The 16350-nt window shown below is 64.3% G+C and carries 15 protein-coding genes; 13 read left to right on the top strand and 2 right to left on the bottom strand.

Features of this window, described 5'->3' with window-relative positions; genetic code table 11:
* Nucleotides 1-10: 10 nt before the first annotated feature.
* A complete protein-coding gene (locus tag AC5Y42_RS05070) occupies nt 11-763 on the bottom strand; it encodes an ANTAR domain-containing protein (RefSeq protein ID WP_499896279.1) in 753 nt (250 codons plus the stop codon).
* 123 nt (nt 764-886) lie between these two features.
* Here AC5Y42_RS05070 and AC5Y42_RS05075 point away from each other — a divergent pair, with 123 nt between their 5' ends.
* Complete coding sequence (locus AC5Y42_RS05075) at nt 887-1270, top strand: anti-sigma factor antagonist (RefSeq protein ID WP_499896280.1); 384 nt, start codon at nt 887-889, stop codon at nt 1268-1270.
* On the opposite strand, the gene AC5Y42_RS05080 is transcribed toward AC5Y42_RS05075, so the two are convergent.
* The gene (locus AC5Y42_RS05080; RefSeq protein WP_499896281.1) at nt 1271-3523 is read right to left on the bottom strand and encodes an ATP-dependent DNA ligase; all 2253 of its coding nucleotides are present in this window, start codon (nt 3521-3523) and stop codon (nt 1271-1273) included.
* A gap of 139 nt (nt 3524-3662) precedes the next feature.
* Here AC5Y42_RS05080 and AC5Y42_RS05085 point away from each other — a divergent pair, with 139 nt between their 5' ends.
* The 12 genes from AC5Y42_RS05085 (at nt 3663) to AC5Y42_RS05140 (ending at nt 16215) form a co-directional block, all read left to right on the top strand.
* Nucleotides 3663-5204, top strand: coding sequence for a mannitol dehydrogenase family protein (locus AC5Y42_RS05085; RefSeq protein WP_499896282.1), 1542 nt, complete (start codon nt 3663-3665; stop codon nt 5202-5204).
* Nucleotides 5201-5980, top strand: a complete 780-nt coding sequence (locus tag AC5Y42_RS05090; RefSeq protein WP_499896283.1) for an HAD family hydrolase — start codon at nt 5201-5203, stop codon at nt 5978-5980. Before AC5Y42_RS05085 ends, AC5Y42_RS05090 begins: the two co-directional genes overlap by 4 nt.
* A 13-nt stretch (nt 5981-5993) precedes the next feature.
* Entirely contained in the window at nt 5994-7400 is a 1407-nt protein-coding gene (locus tag AC5Y42_RS05095) for a mannitol dehydrogenase family protein (protein ID WP_499896285.1), read from the top strand.
* On the top strand, nt 7397-8314 hold the full coding sequence (locus tag AC5Y42_RS05100; protein WP_499896287.1) for a carbohydrate kinase family protein: 918 nt from the start codon (nt 7397-7399) through the stop codon (nt 8312-8314). Before AC5Y42_RS05095 ends, AC5Y42_RS05100 begins: the two co-directional genes overlap by 4 nt.
* A 67-nt stretch (nt 8315-8381) precedes the next feature.
* Nucleotides 8382-9560, top strand: a complete 1179-nt coding sequence (locus AC5Y42_RS05105) for an adenylate/guanylate cyclase domain-containing protein (protein ID WP_499896289.1) — start codon at nt 8382-8384, stop codon at nt 9558-9560.
* Nucleotides 9561-9610: 50 nt separating this feature from the next.
* A complete protein-coding gene (ku, locus tag AC5Y42_RS05110) occupies nt 9611-10540 on the top strand; it encodes a non-homologous end joining protein Ku (protein WP_499896291.1) in 930 nt (309 codons plus the stop codon).
* Nucleotides 10541-10628: 88 nt separating this feature from the next.
* Entirely contained in the window at nt 10629-11048 is a 420-nt protein-coding gene (locus AC5Y42_RS05115; protein ID WP_499896293.1) for a hypothetical protein, read from the top strand.
* 66 nt (nt 11049-11114) lie between these two features.
* Nucleotides 11115-11906 carry an SDR family oxidoreductase gene (locus AC5Y42_RS05120; protein ID WP_499896295.1) on the top strand — a complete coding sequence of 264 codons (792 nt, stop codon included), beginning with the start codon at nt 11115-11117 and terminating at the stop codon, nt 11904-11906.
* Between the two features lies 1 nt (nt 11907).
* On the top strand, nt 11908-12984 hold the full coding sequence (locus AC5Y42_RS05125; protein WP_499896296.1) for an NAD(P)H-dependent amine dehydrogenase family protein: 1077 nt from the start codon (nt 11908-11910) through the stop codon (nt 12982-12984).
* Nucleotides 12985-13076: 92 nt separating this feature from the next.
* Nucleotides 13077-14321: an Nramp family divalent metal transporter gene (locus AC5Y42_RS05130; protein ID WP_499896770.1), complete on the top strand. Its 1245-nt coding sequence runs from the start codon at nt 13077-13079 to the stop codon at nt 14319-14321.
* Complete coding sequence (locus AC5Y42_RS05135; protein ID WP_499896298.1) at nt 14321-15382, top strand: poly-gamma-glutamate hydrolase family protein; 1062 nt, start codon at nt 14321-14323, stop codon at nt 15380-15382. Before AC5Y42_RS05130 ends, AC5Y42_RS05135 begins: the two co-directional genes overlap by 1 nt.
* A gap of 14 nt (nt 15383-15396) precedes the next feature.
* Entirely contained in the window at nt 15397-16215 is an 819-nt protein-coding gene (locus AC5Y42_RS05140) for an LLM class F420-dependent oxidoreductase (RefSeq protein WP_499896299.1), read from the top strand.
* Nucleotides 16216-16350: the final 135 nt, after the last annotated feature.

The raw sequence follows: 16350 nt of genomic DNA on the forward strand, positions 1-16350 counted from the left end.
GATTCGCCCGCTATTGCGCAGTAGCGCGGGAGTTGGGCCAGTCCGGCAGGAAGGAGTCAAGCTTTCCGTGCTTCTGCGCGTCGACCATATTGAGCGCTACTTCCCGCAGTTTGATATTCCGCTCCTGAGATATTCGGCGCAACTGCCCGAATGCCGTGTTGGCGTCGCAGGAGAATCGCCGCATCAATATGCCCTGCGCCTGGCCGATGGCTTCGCGGGTCGCCAGGGCGCCGTGCAGATGATCGATCAACTGGCGGGCGTCGTTGTACAACGACGCATTGTCAAACGCGGTGCCCGCGTGCAGCGCGAACAGCAACACCAAGTCCAGTGCCTGATCGGTGAACTGATGCGGGCGGCGGGAAAACAAGGTGAACCCCACCAGCGGCTGGCGTCGCACGGGCATCGGCAGCGCCAGGCAGCTGTGGAACCCGGCTTCGCGCATCCGGTCGGAAAAGCCCGGCCAACGCTGCTCGGTGTCCGCGTCGTCGACCCGGCGCGGCTCGCGATAGCGCACCGCGTCGAAGATCGGCCCAGGCCACGGCGTTGCTTCGGACAGCGAATGGCACAGCGAGGTGACCTCGGCACCGGCAACCGTCTCGAGCTTTTCCCCGGCGCCTACGGTGATCGTCACGTGGTCACACCCCGGGATGGTGCGCGCCGCACGCCCGACCAGCCGCTCGAGCACCATGGTCACATTTTCGTCCTCGCTCAGCCGGCCGACCTCAGCCAGCTCGTGTGCCAGCGAATACACCTGATCGTCCACGCTGCACCTCCCCAGAAGCACCTTTAGACAGACCACCGTGTTCGTGCTAAAAATGCAAGATCAGTCTGTCTTCGACAGGGCAGGGCAGCGCCAACTCACACCAGAACATTCTGGAGCTGCCTCATGTGCACTGTCATCGAAGAACTATCGGATACCGCCGCGCGGCTGCAGGTCGACCTCGCACACCACGGTTCTGCCGTGATCGTCCACGCCATCGGTGAAGTAGACGCCTACACCTTGCCGATCTGGCGCCGAGCGACGCTGGAGGCAGCTGCCCACGTCAGCTCACCGGGGCCAGTGATCGCCGACATCAGCCGGCTGGACTTCATCTCCTGGGGCGGGCTGCGGACTCTGGCGGAGGAGGCGGCGGAGTGCCGGCGGCGCGGGACCGATCTGGTTGTGGTGAGCCAGGCCGCGATCGTGCGCCGCATGACCGCGGCGGCCAAACTGCAGGACCTTCTTACAGTCCGCCCGAGCGTCGAGGCTGCGCTGCGTACCGCGGGGTAGTCATTCCCGCACCACCTCGTCCGGCGACTTGTCGGGCCGCAGACCGCGCCAGCTGGGTTGACGCAGCCGGCCGTCCGATGTCCATTCGCTGTAGCGGACCTCACCGACCAGCGTCGGCTCGACGAATGTCACTCCCTTGGCGTCGCGAGTGGGAAGCCGTGTGTTGAACGGAGATTCGTCGGTGCGCAACGGCGCCAATGTCTTCTTCAGAGTGGCCAGGGCGTGTTCGGTGAAACCGGTGCCGACCTTCCCTGCGAAGTGCAGCCCACCGTCGGCGGGTATGCCCATCAGCAGGGAACCGATACCGCTGGTGCGTCCACCCTCGCCGGCGCGCCAGCCGCCGATGACGACTTCCTGCGTATTCCAGTGCTTGTCCTTGATCCACGACGACGAGCGACGGCCCGGCTGGTAGGTGGAATCGCGCTTTTTGGCGACGACGCCCTCCCAGCGATGTTTGCGCGAATATTCCAGTGCTTGATCACCATTGCCGGGCAGCAAGTCCGGAACGATGAGATTGGTGCCGGTGGCCAGCGTTTCCAGCAGGCGGCGGCGATCGCGGTATTTGGCGCGCAGCAGCGACCGACCGTCCAGATACAACAGGTCGAATGCCCAATATTGGATGCGGGTGGCGCGGACCCGGTTCTGCATCTCGGAGAAACTTGGCACCCCGTCTTCGTCAAGCGCGACAACTTCCCCGTCCAGGACCATCCGATGGTCTGTGAAATCAGCTGCCAGTGAACGTAATTGAGGATATTCCTTGGTGACTTCGCGTCCACGGCGTGATCGCAGCAGAACGGTGCCGTGATCGGCATCGGCGAGTAACCGGTAGCCGTCCCACTTGCCTTCGAACGCCCACTGCGATGCCTTCAGATTCGCCACCGAGCCCTCCGTGGCGAGCATCGGGCTCAGCCCGTCGAGTTCGAAAACCTTCTGGTCTTTCGTCCGGTGCGCCAGCCACTGATCGCCGTTGGTCTGAATCAGTGCGTAACGACCCGAGATTCGGCTGCCGTGCAGCGTGACAATGACTTCATCGTCGCGAAACTTCTCGGTCTCGTAGGTGCCGGCGTCCCAGATGATCACTTTGCCGCCGCCGTACTCCCCTTTGGGAATCGTGCCCTCGAAGGTGGCGTACTCCAGTGGATGGTCCTCGGTGTGCACCGCCAGATGATTGACCGACGGGGTGTCAGGCAAATTCTTGGGCACCGCCCAGGACACCAGCACGCCGTCGCGCTCCAGTCGAAAGTCGTAATGCAGCCGACGGGCGTGGTGCTCCTGGATGATAAAGGTATTGCCCTGTCCGACAACCGGCTTCTCGCTGGGTACCGGCTCCGGTGTTTTCGACGCATCGCGCATACTGCGGTATTTGGTCAGTCGGTCGGGGGTAATGTCGGCGTCCAGCGGCGCCAGTAGATCGCCGTCGCGCTCGATGCGTGTCAGCACCTCGTCGTAGCTCAACTGGCGAAGCCGCTTGTCGTCGAGTTCCTCCCAGTTGCGCGGCGCAGCGACCGTCGGATGATCGCGACCGCGCAGTGAATACGGCGCGATCGTGGTCTTGGACCCGTTGTTCTGGCTCCAGTCCAGGAACACCTTGCCGGCCCGCAAGCTCTTGGTCATCGTCGCGGTGACCAACTTCGGCATCGACTTCTCCAGCTGCTGCGCAATACGTTTGGCTACTACCACGGCTCCGCGGCTGCTCACCGGGTTGTCCAGCGGGGCATAGAGATGCAGTCCCTTACTGCCGCTGGTAAGCGGGAACGCCGTGAGACCGATATCGGCGATCAAGTCGCGCACCGCGCGGGCCACCTCGGCGAGTTGAACCATGGTCACGCCTTCACCGGGGTCGAGGTCGAACACCAATCGCGTTGCAGGCCCGGGTTTGAGTTCTTCCCCACTGCGTGTCCACTCCGCGACGAAGCGCCACTGCGGCACGTGGACTTCCAGCGCAGCCTGCTGTGCGATCCAGGCCAATCCGGTCGAGCTGTCGATGATCGGATAGGTCGTCGTTCCCGACTTGTGCACCACGCTTCCGCGAGGCAGCCAGTCCGGTGCCGACGACGCCAGCTGCTTTTCAAAAAATGACGGCTCGTCAACACCATTGGGCCAGCGCTTGCGGGTGGCGGCGCGACCGACGATGTGCGGCACCATCACCTCGGCGATACCGGTGTAATAGTCGAACACTTCGGCTTTAGTGGTGCCGGTGGCGGGATAGAGCACCTTGTCGGGATTGGTCAGCTTCACCCGCGGCGCATTCATGCTGCTAAACGTACGCGCCGAGCCGCGTGTGGCGTATTTCACCGCGTCGGTTAAACGCCTGCTGAGGGCGGTAATGTCGGGTGCGACGATACCTTGCTCGCTTAACGATTTCCGTCACGACGGGTACGTTCGGCGACCTATGGGTTACGCAAACTCTCTTACGAATGTCGTCACCCAGGGCCACACCACTGGGGTTCCGCTGAGTGACGCCACATTGCCTCTGCATTCGTCACGGATCGACGTGCCGACCTACGACAGGTCAGCTCTTCAACCTGGCGTCGTTCACATCGGAGCAGGCAACTTTCATCGTGCACACCAGGCCGTTTACTTCGATGACCTTGCACGGTCGGGCATCTCCGACGGATGGGGGGTCACCGGCGTCAGTCTTCGCTCGCGCGACGTCAAAGACTTGCTGTCCGCTCAGGATGGCCTCTACACGGTTGTGCAGCGCGGCCATGACCACCAAACGGCCCGCGTGGTCGGCTCAATCGCCGCCTACCACTACGCACCGAACGACGGCGATGCAGTCCGTGCCGCGCTGACTGATCCACAAACCCGCATCGTCAGCCTGACGATCACCGGGAACGGATACTTCCTGGATCCGGTTACCGGCGAATTCGACGCTGCCAACCCCGACGTGCGTGCCGACCTGGTCGCAGGTCTGGATTGCTATGTCACCGCGTGGGGCTACCTGGCCGAGGCGCTTGACCGGCGCCGCCGCGCCGGCACCGCCCCGTTCACGGTGCTCTGCTGCGACAACATTCCCGACAACACCCAGGCGGCACGGACCGCGCTGGTCTCATTCGCCGCGTTGAAAGACCCCGAGCTTGCCCGCTGGATCGACCGGAATGTCGCATTCCCGTCGACCATGGTTGACCGCATCACCCCGCAGACGTCCAACTCGGAGCGCCAATTCGTCGAGCAGACGTTCGGCATCGCCGACAAGTGGCCGGTACTGACCGAACCGTATTGCCAATGGGTCATCGAGGACAGCTTTAGCTACGGTCGCCCGCCGCTCGATGAGGTCGGCGCTCAGTTCGTGACCGATGTCAGCGATCACAAGCTCGTCAAGACCCGTCTGCTCAACGGAACTCATATCGCGATCGGGTGTTTGGCGACGCTGGCCGGCTACCAGCGCACCGACACAGCGATGCGCAACCCCGTCATCGTCGATTACGTCGAGCAACTCATGCGCGACGAGATTCAGCCACTGCTGCCGGCGGTGCCCGGGATGAACACACCCGGCTATCGGGACACCTTGCTCACCCGGCTGGGCAATCCCCAGATGAGTGACCAATTGTCGCGATTGGCGCGCCGCGGATCGACGAAGATGTCGTCGTTTCTGCTGCCGTCCCTGCAGGAGGCGATCACCCAGGGCAGACCGCGCACGTTGCTGATGTTGGCCCTCGCCGGCTGGGCCCGATATCTGCGCGGCTATGACCTCACGGGACGCACAATCCGCATCGAGGATCCGCAGGCAGAAACGCTGACCAATTTGGCGACCTGCGGAGGGAACAACCCGGATCCGCTGCTGCAGCACGAGGTCTTCGCCGAATTACGGATAATTCCTGGCTTTGCGGAGCGCCTCGGCGAGATGATTACGGACATCGACGAGCATGGTGCGATTCCCGCACTGCGTCGAGCATTGCGGGACAACGCGCGGGAGTTGGTGTTGCAATGAATCAGCCGCTGAAGTTTGTCCGCCAATTCGACCCCGCATCGATCACCACCTTGCTCTGCGACGCAGACGACAACCTTTTCCCTTCGGAGAAACCGGCATTCGCCGCCTCTGTTGAGGTGATCAATCGGTTCCTGGCCAGGTTCGACGTGCCGGCTCCGTTCACCGCAGAGCAACTGCGCAAGCAGGCCGTCGGAAAGAACTTTCGCAGCACCGCTCTCGACCTGGCCGTGCAGTCCGGAGTGTCCGTCGACGCCGACGAGCTCGAGCAGTGGGTGCGACAGGAGCGCGAGCAGGTCACCGCACACTTGGCCGCCACCCTCAAGCCAGACCGGCAGGTGCTGGCTCCATTGCAGGCGCTTGCATCGCGGTATGCACTGGTAGCGGTCAGTTCCAGTGCGACCAAACGTCTGGATGCCTGCTTCGCCGCCACTGACCTCGATCCGCTCATCCCGGCGGCGCTGCGCTTCAGTGCGGAAGATTCCCTTCCGGTGCCGACCAGCAAGCCCGACCCGGCGGTGTATCTGCATACCGGCCAGGTGATGGACGTCGAGGCCCACCAGGGCCTGGCCATCGAAGATTCCGTAGCCGGCGTCACCTCCGCGGTCGCGGCCGGCTATCTCACCGTCGGTAATCTGATGTTCGTCTCAGACGACGAACGGCCCTGCCGCGGTGCAGAATTGATCGAAGCCGGTGCGGTCGCGATAACCGACTCCTGGCAGGCTCTCGCTGATGTCCTCATGTTGTCGCCCGTGACAGGTGGAAGTTTCACCGCTTAGGAGTTGGGCAATCATGCCTAACGTGACGAACCTCAACAATGCAGCGCTGACAAAGCTGCCGATCGCAACGCCGAGCTATGACCGCAGCAGCCTCAGCATCGGTATTGCGCATATCGGGGCAGGTCACTTTCACCGGGCGCACCAGGCCGCCTACATCGACCGGTTGCTGCAACAAGGCCTGGCGCGTGAGTGGGGCATCTGCGGAGTGGGCGTACTGCCTTCCGACTGGCCGATGCGCGACGTCCTGCGTGACCAGGACGGGCTCTACACGCTGGTTCAAGAAAGCCCCGACGGCCGTCGGGACGCACAGGTGATCGGCTCGATCATCGACTATCGCTACGCTCCGGACGATCCGGAGGCAGCGCTCGAGGTGCTGGCCGCGGCGTCCACCCGGATCATCTCGCTGACCATCACCGAGGGTGGTTACCGCGATCCCGAAGGGCCCGCGTTCGCTTTGATCACCGAGGCTCTGGCCAGGCGCTGTGACCGTGGGATCGCCGCACCGACAATTCTGTCGTGCGACAACATCGAGAGCAATGGTTTGGTCGCGCGGCGGGTCGTGCTGGCGAATGCCGAGCGGCGGAATCCGGAGCTGGCCGAGTGGGTGGCGGAACATGCCCGGTTCCCGAGTTCGATGGTGGACCGGATCACCCCTTACACCACGCCGGAGATGGCCGCGGCGATCCAGCGTGACCTCGGTGTCGCCGACCGGTGGCCGGTGCTGACCGAGGCGTTCGCCGCGTGGGTCATCGAAGATTGCTTCGGTGACGGCAGGCCGCCGTTGGAAGAGGCGGGCGCGCTGATGGTCGACGATGTCGTCCCCTACGAAATGATGAAACTGCGACTGCTCAACGCGGGGCATCAAAGCCTGTGCTACTTCGCGCATCTCTGCGGCTTCGAGTTCGTTCACGACGCAGCACGTGATCCATTGCTCAGCGAATTTCTGCGCCACTATTTCGATACCGAGGCCATCCCGACACTGCCGCCGGTACCCGGCATCGATCTGCACGATTACAGCCGCACACTGATCGAGCGGTTCGCCAACTCAGGCGTGAGCGACACTGTTGCCCGGCTGTGCGCCTACTCGTCGGATCGCATCCCGAAATGGCTGTTTCCCGTCGTCTGTGACAACTTGGCCAGCGACGGGCCAGTGCGGCTGGCGGCGGCAACGGTGGCCAGCTGGGCTCGCTATGCCGAAGGCGTCGACGAGCGTGGTGCGCCGATCGACGTGGTGGACCAGCTGGCGGACTCGCTGGTGCCGATTGCCCAGTCGCAACGCGAGAATCCCACCGCGTTCATCGACACCGTCTTGTTCGGAGACCTGATCTGTCAGCCACGCTTCGTCGAGGCATACCGCTGGGCGCTGGATTCGTTGCACCGCAAGGGAGCTCGGGCGACCCTGGAGGAGCTGCTGCAGTGAGCCGCGCGCTGGTGATCGGCGAGTCCTTGATCGACATCGTCGGGCGTGGTGAGCACGTCGGCGGCAGCCCGCTCAATGTCGCCGTCGGACTGGGCCGACTGGGCCGCGGCGTGGATCTGCTGACTCATATCGGTGACGACGCATACGGCCGGCGCATCGCGAAACACGCGAATATGGCCGGGACGCAACTGGTCCCCGGAAGCACCACGGCCGCGCGAACACCGACCGCGCGGGTCACGGTGGACGAAAACGGGTCGGCCGACTACGTATTCGATCTGGCGTGGGAGCTGTCGGGTACACCGGAAGTGGCTCCCCCACTCGTCGTGCACACCGGATCGATCGCCGCGGTGCACGAGCCGGGTTGCCTGGCGGTCGCGGCGCTAGTCGACACGTATCGTGTGTCGGCCACAGTGACCTTCGATCCCAATGTGCGGCCGGCGTTGATCATCGACCGTGATCTTGCCCGCGAACGCATCGAGCGTCTCGTCGAGCGCAGTGACGTGGTCAAGGTCAGCGAGGAAGATCTGCGCTGGATCGACCCCGACCGCCCGCCCGACGTGGTTGCCCGGAGCTGGCTGGCGTCGGGGCCGTCGATCGTCGCGATGACAATGGCTGAGCGGGGCGCGGTGGGATTCTTCGCCGGTGGCGAAGCGCGAATCCCGGCCAAGGCCGTGCAGGTGGTCGACACCGTCGGCGCCGGCGACGCGTTCATGGTCGGCCTCATTGACGCGCTCTGGACGATGGGTCTGCTGGGCGCTGATCGCCGCGACGAATTGCGCCGGATCGGGCCCGATGCGCTGACCGCCATACTGCGGGCAGGCGCATTGTTGTCGGCGTTGACAATCGCCCGGGCCGGCGCTGACCTGCCAGATCGAGCCGCTGTTGACGCCGCAGGATCCCGAGGCGACCGCTAACCTATCGGTACCCCGAGAAGGCGAGGGTAAGCCGATGTGTGTTGGTCTGCTGTCAGGCATCGGCGCTATGCCGACCGACACCAATGAGACAGCGCTGCAAAAGCGTCTCGCGGTCGTACTGTTCGCGGGAACGTTGCCGTTCACAGTGTCGTGGAGCGCAATCTACCTGCTGGTGCACGCCCCACTCGCCGCCGCGATTCCGGCATTCTATTCGGTGGTCACGGTGGTCAATACGGGCTTCTTTGCCTGGACTCGCAATCTGGCGTTCTACCGCTTCACCCAGCTGCTCCTGGTCTTGATCCTGCCGTGGCTGGTGACGCTCGCGCTGGGCGGCTTCCGTCAATCCAGCGTCGTGATCGTCTGGGCCGCACTGTGTCCGGTGGGATCGCTTCTGCTGGAAGAGCTCCGGCGCACGCTGCGCTGGATCGTGGGCTTCGTCGCGCTGCTGGTCGTGACCGGGTTGCTGCAGCCGCACCTGACGCCGGCGATGTTGCCCGAGCCGTTCGTCACCTGGTTCTTCGTGCTCAACGTCGGAACCGTGATCACGGTCGTGTTCGGTCTGCTGTACTACTTCGTCGGCCGCCGCAACTTCTTCCAGGAAACATCGGAAATGCTGCTGCTCAACATTTTGCCGAAGGAGATCTCCGAGGCGCTGAAAACCGAACCGCGTGCGGTCGCCGCCGACTACGACAGCGCCAGCATCTTGTTCGCCGACATCGTCGAGTTCACCCCGATGGCAGCAACCATGACGCCGCTGCACTTGGTCGATCTGCTCAACGAGGTGTTCCAGTGCTTCGACGCGCTCGTCGACGAATACGGCCTAGAGAAGATCAAGACGATCGGCGACTGCTACATGGTCGCCGCCGGTGTGCCGCGCCCGCGCGCCGATCACGCGCAGGCCCTCGTCGACTTCGCACTCGACATGCAAGCTGCGATCGGTTCGCGGACGTTCGGCGGGCGAAAACTCGCGTTCCGCATCGGCATCAACTCCGGACCGATCGTCGCCGGTGTTATCGGCCGCAAGAAGTTCAGCTACGACCTCTGGGGCGAGACCGTCAACATGGCGAGCCGGATGGAATCGCACGGCCACAGCGGCATCATCCAGATCACCCGCAACACCTTCGAACTCGTCTGCAACGAATTCGATTGCAAGGCCCTGGGGATCATCGAGGTCAAGGGAGCCGGGCACGTCGAAACCTGGCAAGTGACCGGACGCAGGCCGCCGGGCGAGCCAACCGGACGCTAACGCCCGTGTTACGCGCTTACCTGGTTGCTGAGGTAGGCATACTGTCGGGTATGCGTTCCATCTGGAAAGGTTCCATCGCCTTTGGTCTGGTGAACGTTCCGGTCAAGGTGTACAGCGCCACCGAAGACCACGACATCAAGTTCCATCAGGTGCATGCCAAGGACAATGGCCGCATCCGCTACAAGCGGGTGTGCGAGGTGTGCGGCGAGGTCGTCGAGTACCGCGACATCGCGCGGGCATATGAATCCGACGATGGCCAAACGGTGGTGATCACCGACGACGACATCGCGACGCTGCCCGAAGAGCGCAGTCGCGAGATCGAGGTGCTGGAGTTTGTTCCGGCCAGCGACCTGGATCCGATGATGTATGACCGCAGCTACTTTTTGGAGCCGGATTCCAAGTCGGCGAAGTCCTATGTGCTGCTGGCCAAGACGCTGGCCGAGACCGACCGGGTCGCGATAGTGCATTTCGCGCTGCGCAACAAGACCCGGCTTGCGGCGTTGCGGGTCAAGGATTTCAGCAAGCGCGAGGTGATGGTGATCCACACATTGCTGTGGCCCGACGAGATTCGCGATCCCGATTTCCCGGTGCTGGACAAGAAGGTTGACATCAAGCCTGCCGAGCTGAAAATGGCCGGGCAGGTGGTGGAGTCGATGGCCGATGAGTTCAATCCCGACCGCTACCACGACGACTACCAGGAGCAGCTGCACGAGCTGGTCCAAGCCAAACTCGAAGGCGGCGAGGCGTTTACCACCGAGGAGCAACCCAAGGAGCTGGACGAAACCGAGGACGTTTCCGATCTGCTGGCCAAGCTGGAGGCCAGTGTGAAGGCGCGGTCCGGCAACGGCAAGGCTCCGGCCAAGAAGACTGCGGGCCAAAAGGCGCCGGCGAAGAAGGCGGCCGCGAAGAAAGCACCCGCCAAAAAGACCGCGGCCAAGAAAACGCCGGCTAAGAAAGCTAAGGCGAGCTCGAAATCCTGATCGCCTCCGCACATGCGGGCGACTTCATGATTCGGACACGGCCAGGGTGGGAACCCTGCACACATGTCTAACAACACGAGGAGTTGACATGGCCACCAGCGCTGTCATCTGGATAGTCGTAGCCGTAATCGCCGCAATTGTCCTGATCGCCATCCTTGTTCTCCTGACCCGACGGCAACGCGGCCTGCAAGCGCGAAACATTCGCGAGCAAGTCGACGCCGAGACGGCGGGCGTCGACAAACGCGAGGCGTTCGCCGACGAGACGGCAGCCCGAGCCCGAGCGGCGCAAGCCGAGGCGGAAGCCAAGGCGGCTGAGGCAGCCCGGCTGGAGCAGCGGGCCGCGACCCATCGCGAGCAGGTAGCGGATTCGCGAGACCGGTTACGTCAACAGTCCGAGCGCGCCGACTCCCTCGACCCGAAGACAAGGCCGAAGGACCGGACCGCGCGTCCCGACGAAGACGGTGCAACGCAACCGGAGGCCGAGATTCCGCCGCGGACGACGACCTGAGGTCAGTGTCGGCACGGCCGACCACCGTACTAGAACGTGTTCTAATTGCCTGTTACGGTGACGCTCGTGATACTCGATAAATTCCGGCTTGATGACAAAGTCGCCGTAGTCACCGGGGCCGGCCGCGGCCTTGGCGCAGCCATCGCCCTCGCTTTCGCCGACGTCGGCGCCGACGTTGTCATTGCCTCGCGGACTCAATCTGAACTAGAGGCCGTCGCAGAAAAGGTCCGGGCGGCCGGCCGACGCGCCCACGTCGTCACCGGAGATCTGGCGCATCCGGAGGTGACCGCGGAACTGGCCGGCCAGGCCGTCGAGGCCTTCGGCCGGTTGGATGTCGTCGTCAACAATGTCGGCGGCACGATGCCCAACGCGCTGTTGAGCACGTCGACCAAAGATCTCAAAGACGCATTCACGTTCAACGTCGGCACCGCCCACGCATTGACTTCTGCAGCGGTGCCCTTGATGCTCGAGCACTCCGGCGGCGGAAGCATCATCAACATCACCTCGACGATGGGACGGGTGGCCGGCCGCGGCTTCGCCGCCTACGGCACCGCTAAAGCCGCCCTTGCCCACTACACCCGGCTGGCCGCGTTGGATTTGTGTCCGCGGATCCGGGTCAACGCCATCGCCCCCGGGTCGATCGCCACCTCGGCGCTGGACATCGTCGCCTCCAACGACGAGCTGCGCGCACCGATGGAAAAGGCGACACCGCTACGGCGCCTCGGTGAGCCGGACGAGATCGCCGCCGCAGCGGTGTATTTGGCGTCTCCCGCAGGCGCCTATCTGACCGGCAAGGTACTCGAAGTCGACGGCGGAATCACCTTCCCCAACCTCGACCTACCGATCCCGGACCTGTGACATGACTATTCGCGTCGCTCAGATCGGCACCGGCAATGTCGGGGTCCACGCCTTGAGGGCATTGATCACTAATCCCCAGTTCGAGCTCACCGGCGTGTGGGTGTCGTCGGAGGCGAAAGCCGGCAAAGACGCCGGCGAGCTTGCCGGCCTTGATGTCTCGACCGGCGTCGCCGCCACCACCGACTTGGACGAGGTGCTGGCCACCAAGCCGGAATGCGCGGTTTACACCGCGATGGCCGACAACCGACTCCCCGAAGCGCTCGAGGACTACCGACGAATCCTGGCCGCCGGCATCAACGTGGTCGGCAGCAGCGCGGTGTTCCTGCAGTATCCATGGCAGGTTCTTCCCGAAGAGATGCTCGCACCGTTGGAAGATGCTGCACAGGACGGAAATTCGAGCCTATACGTCAACGGCATCGACCCCGGCTTCGCCAATGACCTGCTGCCGCTGGCGCTGGCCGGCACCTGCCAGAACATCCAACAGGTGCGGTGCATGGAAATCGTCGACTACGCCACCTATGACAGTGCGACCGTGATGGTCGACGTGATGGGGTTCGGCAAGCCGATCGACGAGACCCCGATGCTCCTGCAGCCCGGCGTGCTCAGCCTCGCCTGGGGGTCGGTGGTGCGTCAGCTTGCCGCGGGGCTGGGCGTCGAACTCGACGAGGTCACCGAACGGTACGAGCGCCAACCAGCTCCGGAGAACTTCGACATCGCCGCGGGGCACATCGCGAAAGGCAGCGCGGCGGCGCTGCGGTTCGAGGTGCTCGGGATGGTCGACGGCTCGCCCGCGGTCGTCCTCGAACACGTCACCCGGCTACGCGAGGACCTGTGCCCCGATTGGCCGCAGCCCGCCCAGCCGGGCGGCTGCTACCGCATCGAGATCACCGGCGAGCCGTCGTACGCCGTGGATGTCTGCTTGAGCAGCCGCAACGGCGACCACAACCACGCGGGGCTGGTCGCCACCGCGATGCGAGTCGTCAATGCGATCCCCGCGGTGGTGGCCGCACCGCCCGGCATCCGGACCACCCTGGACCTGCCGTTGGTCACCGGCCGGGGGCTCTACAGCCAGAGCTGACACGCCGAAGACGACGCGGACGATTGGCGAAAGCAGGTTTCGTCTACCCTAACTCTGTTATTCGTCCGCCCGTACAGAAAGTAGCGCCGGTGATCGACGAGACCCAGGTTCAGCCAGGGAAGCGGCCGGTTTCGGGGAAATCAGGCTGGTATCTGCTAGGTCCGGCGTTCGTCGCCGCCATCGCTTACGTCGACCCGGGCAACGTCGCCGCCAACGTCAGTGCCGGCGCACAGTTCGGCTTCCTCCTGGTCTGGGTCATCATCTTGGCCAACGTGATGGCCGGTCTGGTGCAGTACCTGTCGGCCAAGCTCGGGCTGGTCAGCGGTCGTTCACTTCCCGAGGCCGTCGCCGATAACAGCCGAAAGCCCGCTCGGATCGCCTTCTGGCTTCAGGCCGAGCTGGTGGCCATGGCGACTGATTTGGCCGAAGTGGTGGGCGGGGCGATCGCCTTGTACCTGCTCTTCGACCTGCCCTTGTTGCTCGGCGGTGTCATCACCGGCGCGGTCTCTTTGCTGCTCCTGGCAGTACAGAATCGGCGCGGACAGCAAGTGTTCGAGCGGGTCATCACCGGGCTGCTGATGGTCATCGCGGTCGGCTTCCTCGCCAGTCTGGTCGTCGAGCCGCCGCCGGCCGGGCAGGTGATCGGTGGTCTGGTACCCCGCTTCGACGGCGCCGAGAGTGTGCTGCTGGCCACCGCGATCCTGGGGGCCACCGTGATGCCGCACGCGGTGTATCTGCATTCCGGTCTGTCCCGCGACCGGCACGGCCATCCGGCACCGGGTCATCGGCGTCGCCGGCTCATACGGGTCACCCGGTGGGACGTGGGACTGGCCATGCTGCTTGCCGGCGCGGTCAACCTGGCCATGTTGGTCGCTGCGGCGACCAACCTGCAGGGTCGGACGGACACCGACTCGATCGCAGGTGCGCACGCCGCGGTGAGCGAATCCCTCGGGCCCGCGGTTGCGCTGCTTTTCGCGATCGGTCTGCTGGCTTCCGGCCTGGCGTCGACGTCGGTAGGGGCCTACGCGGGCGCGATGATCATGCAGGGACTGCTGCGGGTGTCTGTCCCGCTGCTGTGGCGGCGCCTGATCACCCTGATCCCGGCGCTGGCGATCCTGGCGATCGGGGTGGACCCGAGCCGAGCCCTCGTGATGTCGCAAGTCGTGCTGTCGTTCGGCATCCCGTTCGCCCTCTTCCCATTGGTGCGCCTGACCAGCAACCGCACGCTGATGGGCATCGACACCAACCACCGTCTGACCTCCGCACTCGGCTGGGGCGTCGCGCTGATGATTAGTGTGCTTAATGTGGTCCTGATCTATCTGACCGTGAAGGGCTAATGCCCGACCGGCATCATGCCTACTTCGCGTATGGGTCGAACCTGTGCGTTGAGCAGATGGCGCGGCGGTGTCCCGACGCGGTCGACCCTCGTCCGGCGGTGTTGCGCAACCACGACTGGCTGATCAATCAACGCGGGGTGGCCACCGTCGAACCGTTTGCCGACACCGCGGTGCACGGCGTCATCTGGCAGATCTCCGATCATGACCTCGCGACCCTGGACAGTGCCGAAGGTGTGCCAGTGCGCTATCGGCGCGACCGGCTGGCCGTTCACACCGACAATGGGCCGTCACCCGCCTGGGTCTACATCGACCATCGCGTCAACCCGGGTCCGCCGCGGCCCGGCTACCTCGAGCGCATCATCGACGGTGCGCTCCACCACCAGCTACCGCAACGCTGGATCGACTTCCTGCGCCGGTGGGATCCTGCCCACTGGCGCCGACCGCTAACTGCACCAAATTCGCCTGCACCGCAAACACTTTCAGAACTGCTCTCGGATAACGGGGTGATCGAAGAGAGTCGGCTGCGATCACGTTTCGGCTTTCTCGCCATTCATGGCGGCGGGCTGGAACAGATGACCGATGTGATCGCCGAACGTGCTGCCGAGGCGGCCGACGCGTCGGTGTATCTGGTACGCCATCCCGACCATTACCCGCACCACCTGTCCTCGGCACGCTTCTGCACTGGCGAGTCGGCTCGTCTCGCGGAGTTTCTCGATCACGTCGACGTCGCGGTCTCGCTGCACGGCTATGGGCGAATCGGGCGCAGCACCCAGCTATTGGCCGGCGGCCGCAACCGCGCACTGGCAGCCCACGTGGCCGAGCACATCGATCTGCCCGGCTATCAGGTCATCACCGAGCTCGACAAGATTCCCCTGGAGTTGCGTGGCCTGCATCCAGACAACCCGGTCAATCGCACAAGCCGCAACGGGACGCAGCTGGAATTGCCTCCGCGTGTCAGGGGCATCAGCCCGCGCAGCCCGCTGCCGGCGCAGGACGGGTTGTCACCGGTAACGTCGGCTCTGGTGCAGGGGCTGGTGGCGGCGGCTCGCTCCTGGAAATAGAACGGAGATTCTTGGTGGGCAATGACTTTCGTTTTTCGATCGGCATCCACGCGGTCAAGTCACGCGCCGCATTGGTCGATAAAGCGCGACGGCTGGAGGGTTACGGGTTCGATGTGCTGCATCTGCCCGATCACCTCGGTGCGCCGGCACCGTTTCCCGCGCTGACGGCGATCGCTCAGGCCACCACCACGGTCCGGCTGGGCACCTATGTGCTCAATGCGTGCTTTTACAAGCCGGCCCTGCTGGCCCGCGACGTCGCCGCGGTCGATCTGCTCAGCGACGGACGGTTCGAGGCCGGCCTCGGCGCCGGTTATGCGCGTGAGGAATTCGAAGCCGCCGAACTGCCGTACCCCAGCGCCGGACGTCGTGTCGACTACCTCGAGCACGTCACCACGTATCTGAAGAAGCACCTGTCGAGCGTGCCGATCCTGATCGCCGGCAACGGTGATCGTCTGCTGACAGTGGCGGCCCGGCACGCCGACATCATCGGGCTGACCGGGGCGAACCCGGGTGCGGTCGACGATCCGCTGGCCGAGCGCATCGACTTCGTTCGCGCCGCTGCCGGTGACCGGTTCGAGCAGCTCGAGTTGAACCTGGCGATCACCGCAGTGCCGACCGACAACTCGGGGATGCCCGATCTGTCCTTGACCCGTAGGTATGCGCCGACGCTGTCGGACGAGGAGATATTGGCGTTGCCCGCCGTTTTGAGCGGATCACCGCGCGACATGGCCGACAAGTTGCGGGGGTTCCGCGACACCTACGAGCTGACGTCGTTCACCGTGCAGGAGAACCACGCCGACGGCTTCGCCAAGGTGATTGCGGAGCTGCGCTGACCGCTGGCGGTAAGCTCCCAGCCGATCCGCCCCAGGGGACCTGACGAAAACTCTTGGAGGCCTGGTCTCTGGCGGTGAGCTCGTACCGCCGGGAACGTGACTTTCCCGATTTGGGAACGCGCGATGCCCGCAGCG

Source organism: Mycobacterium sp. NGS48, assembly GCF_059812585.1.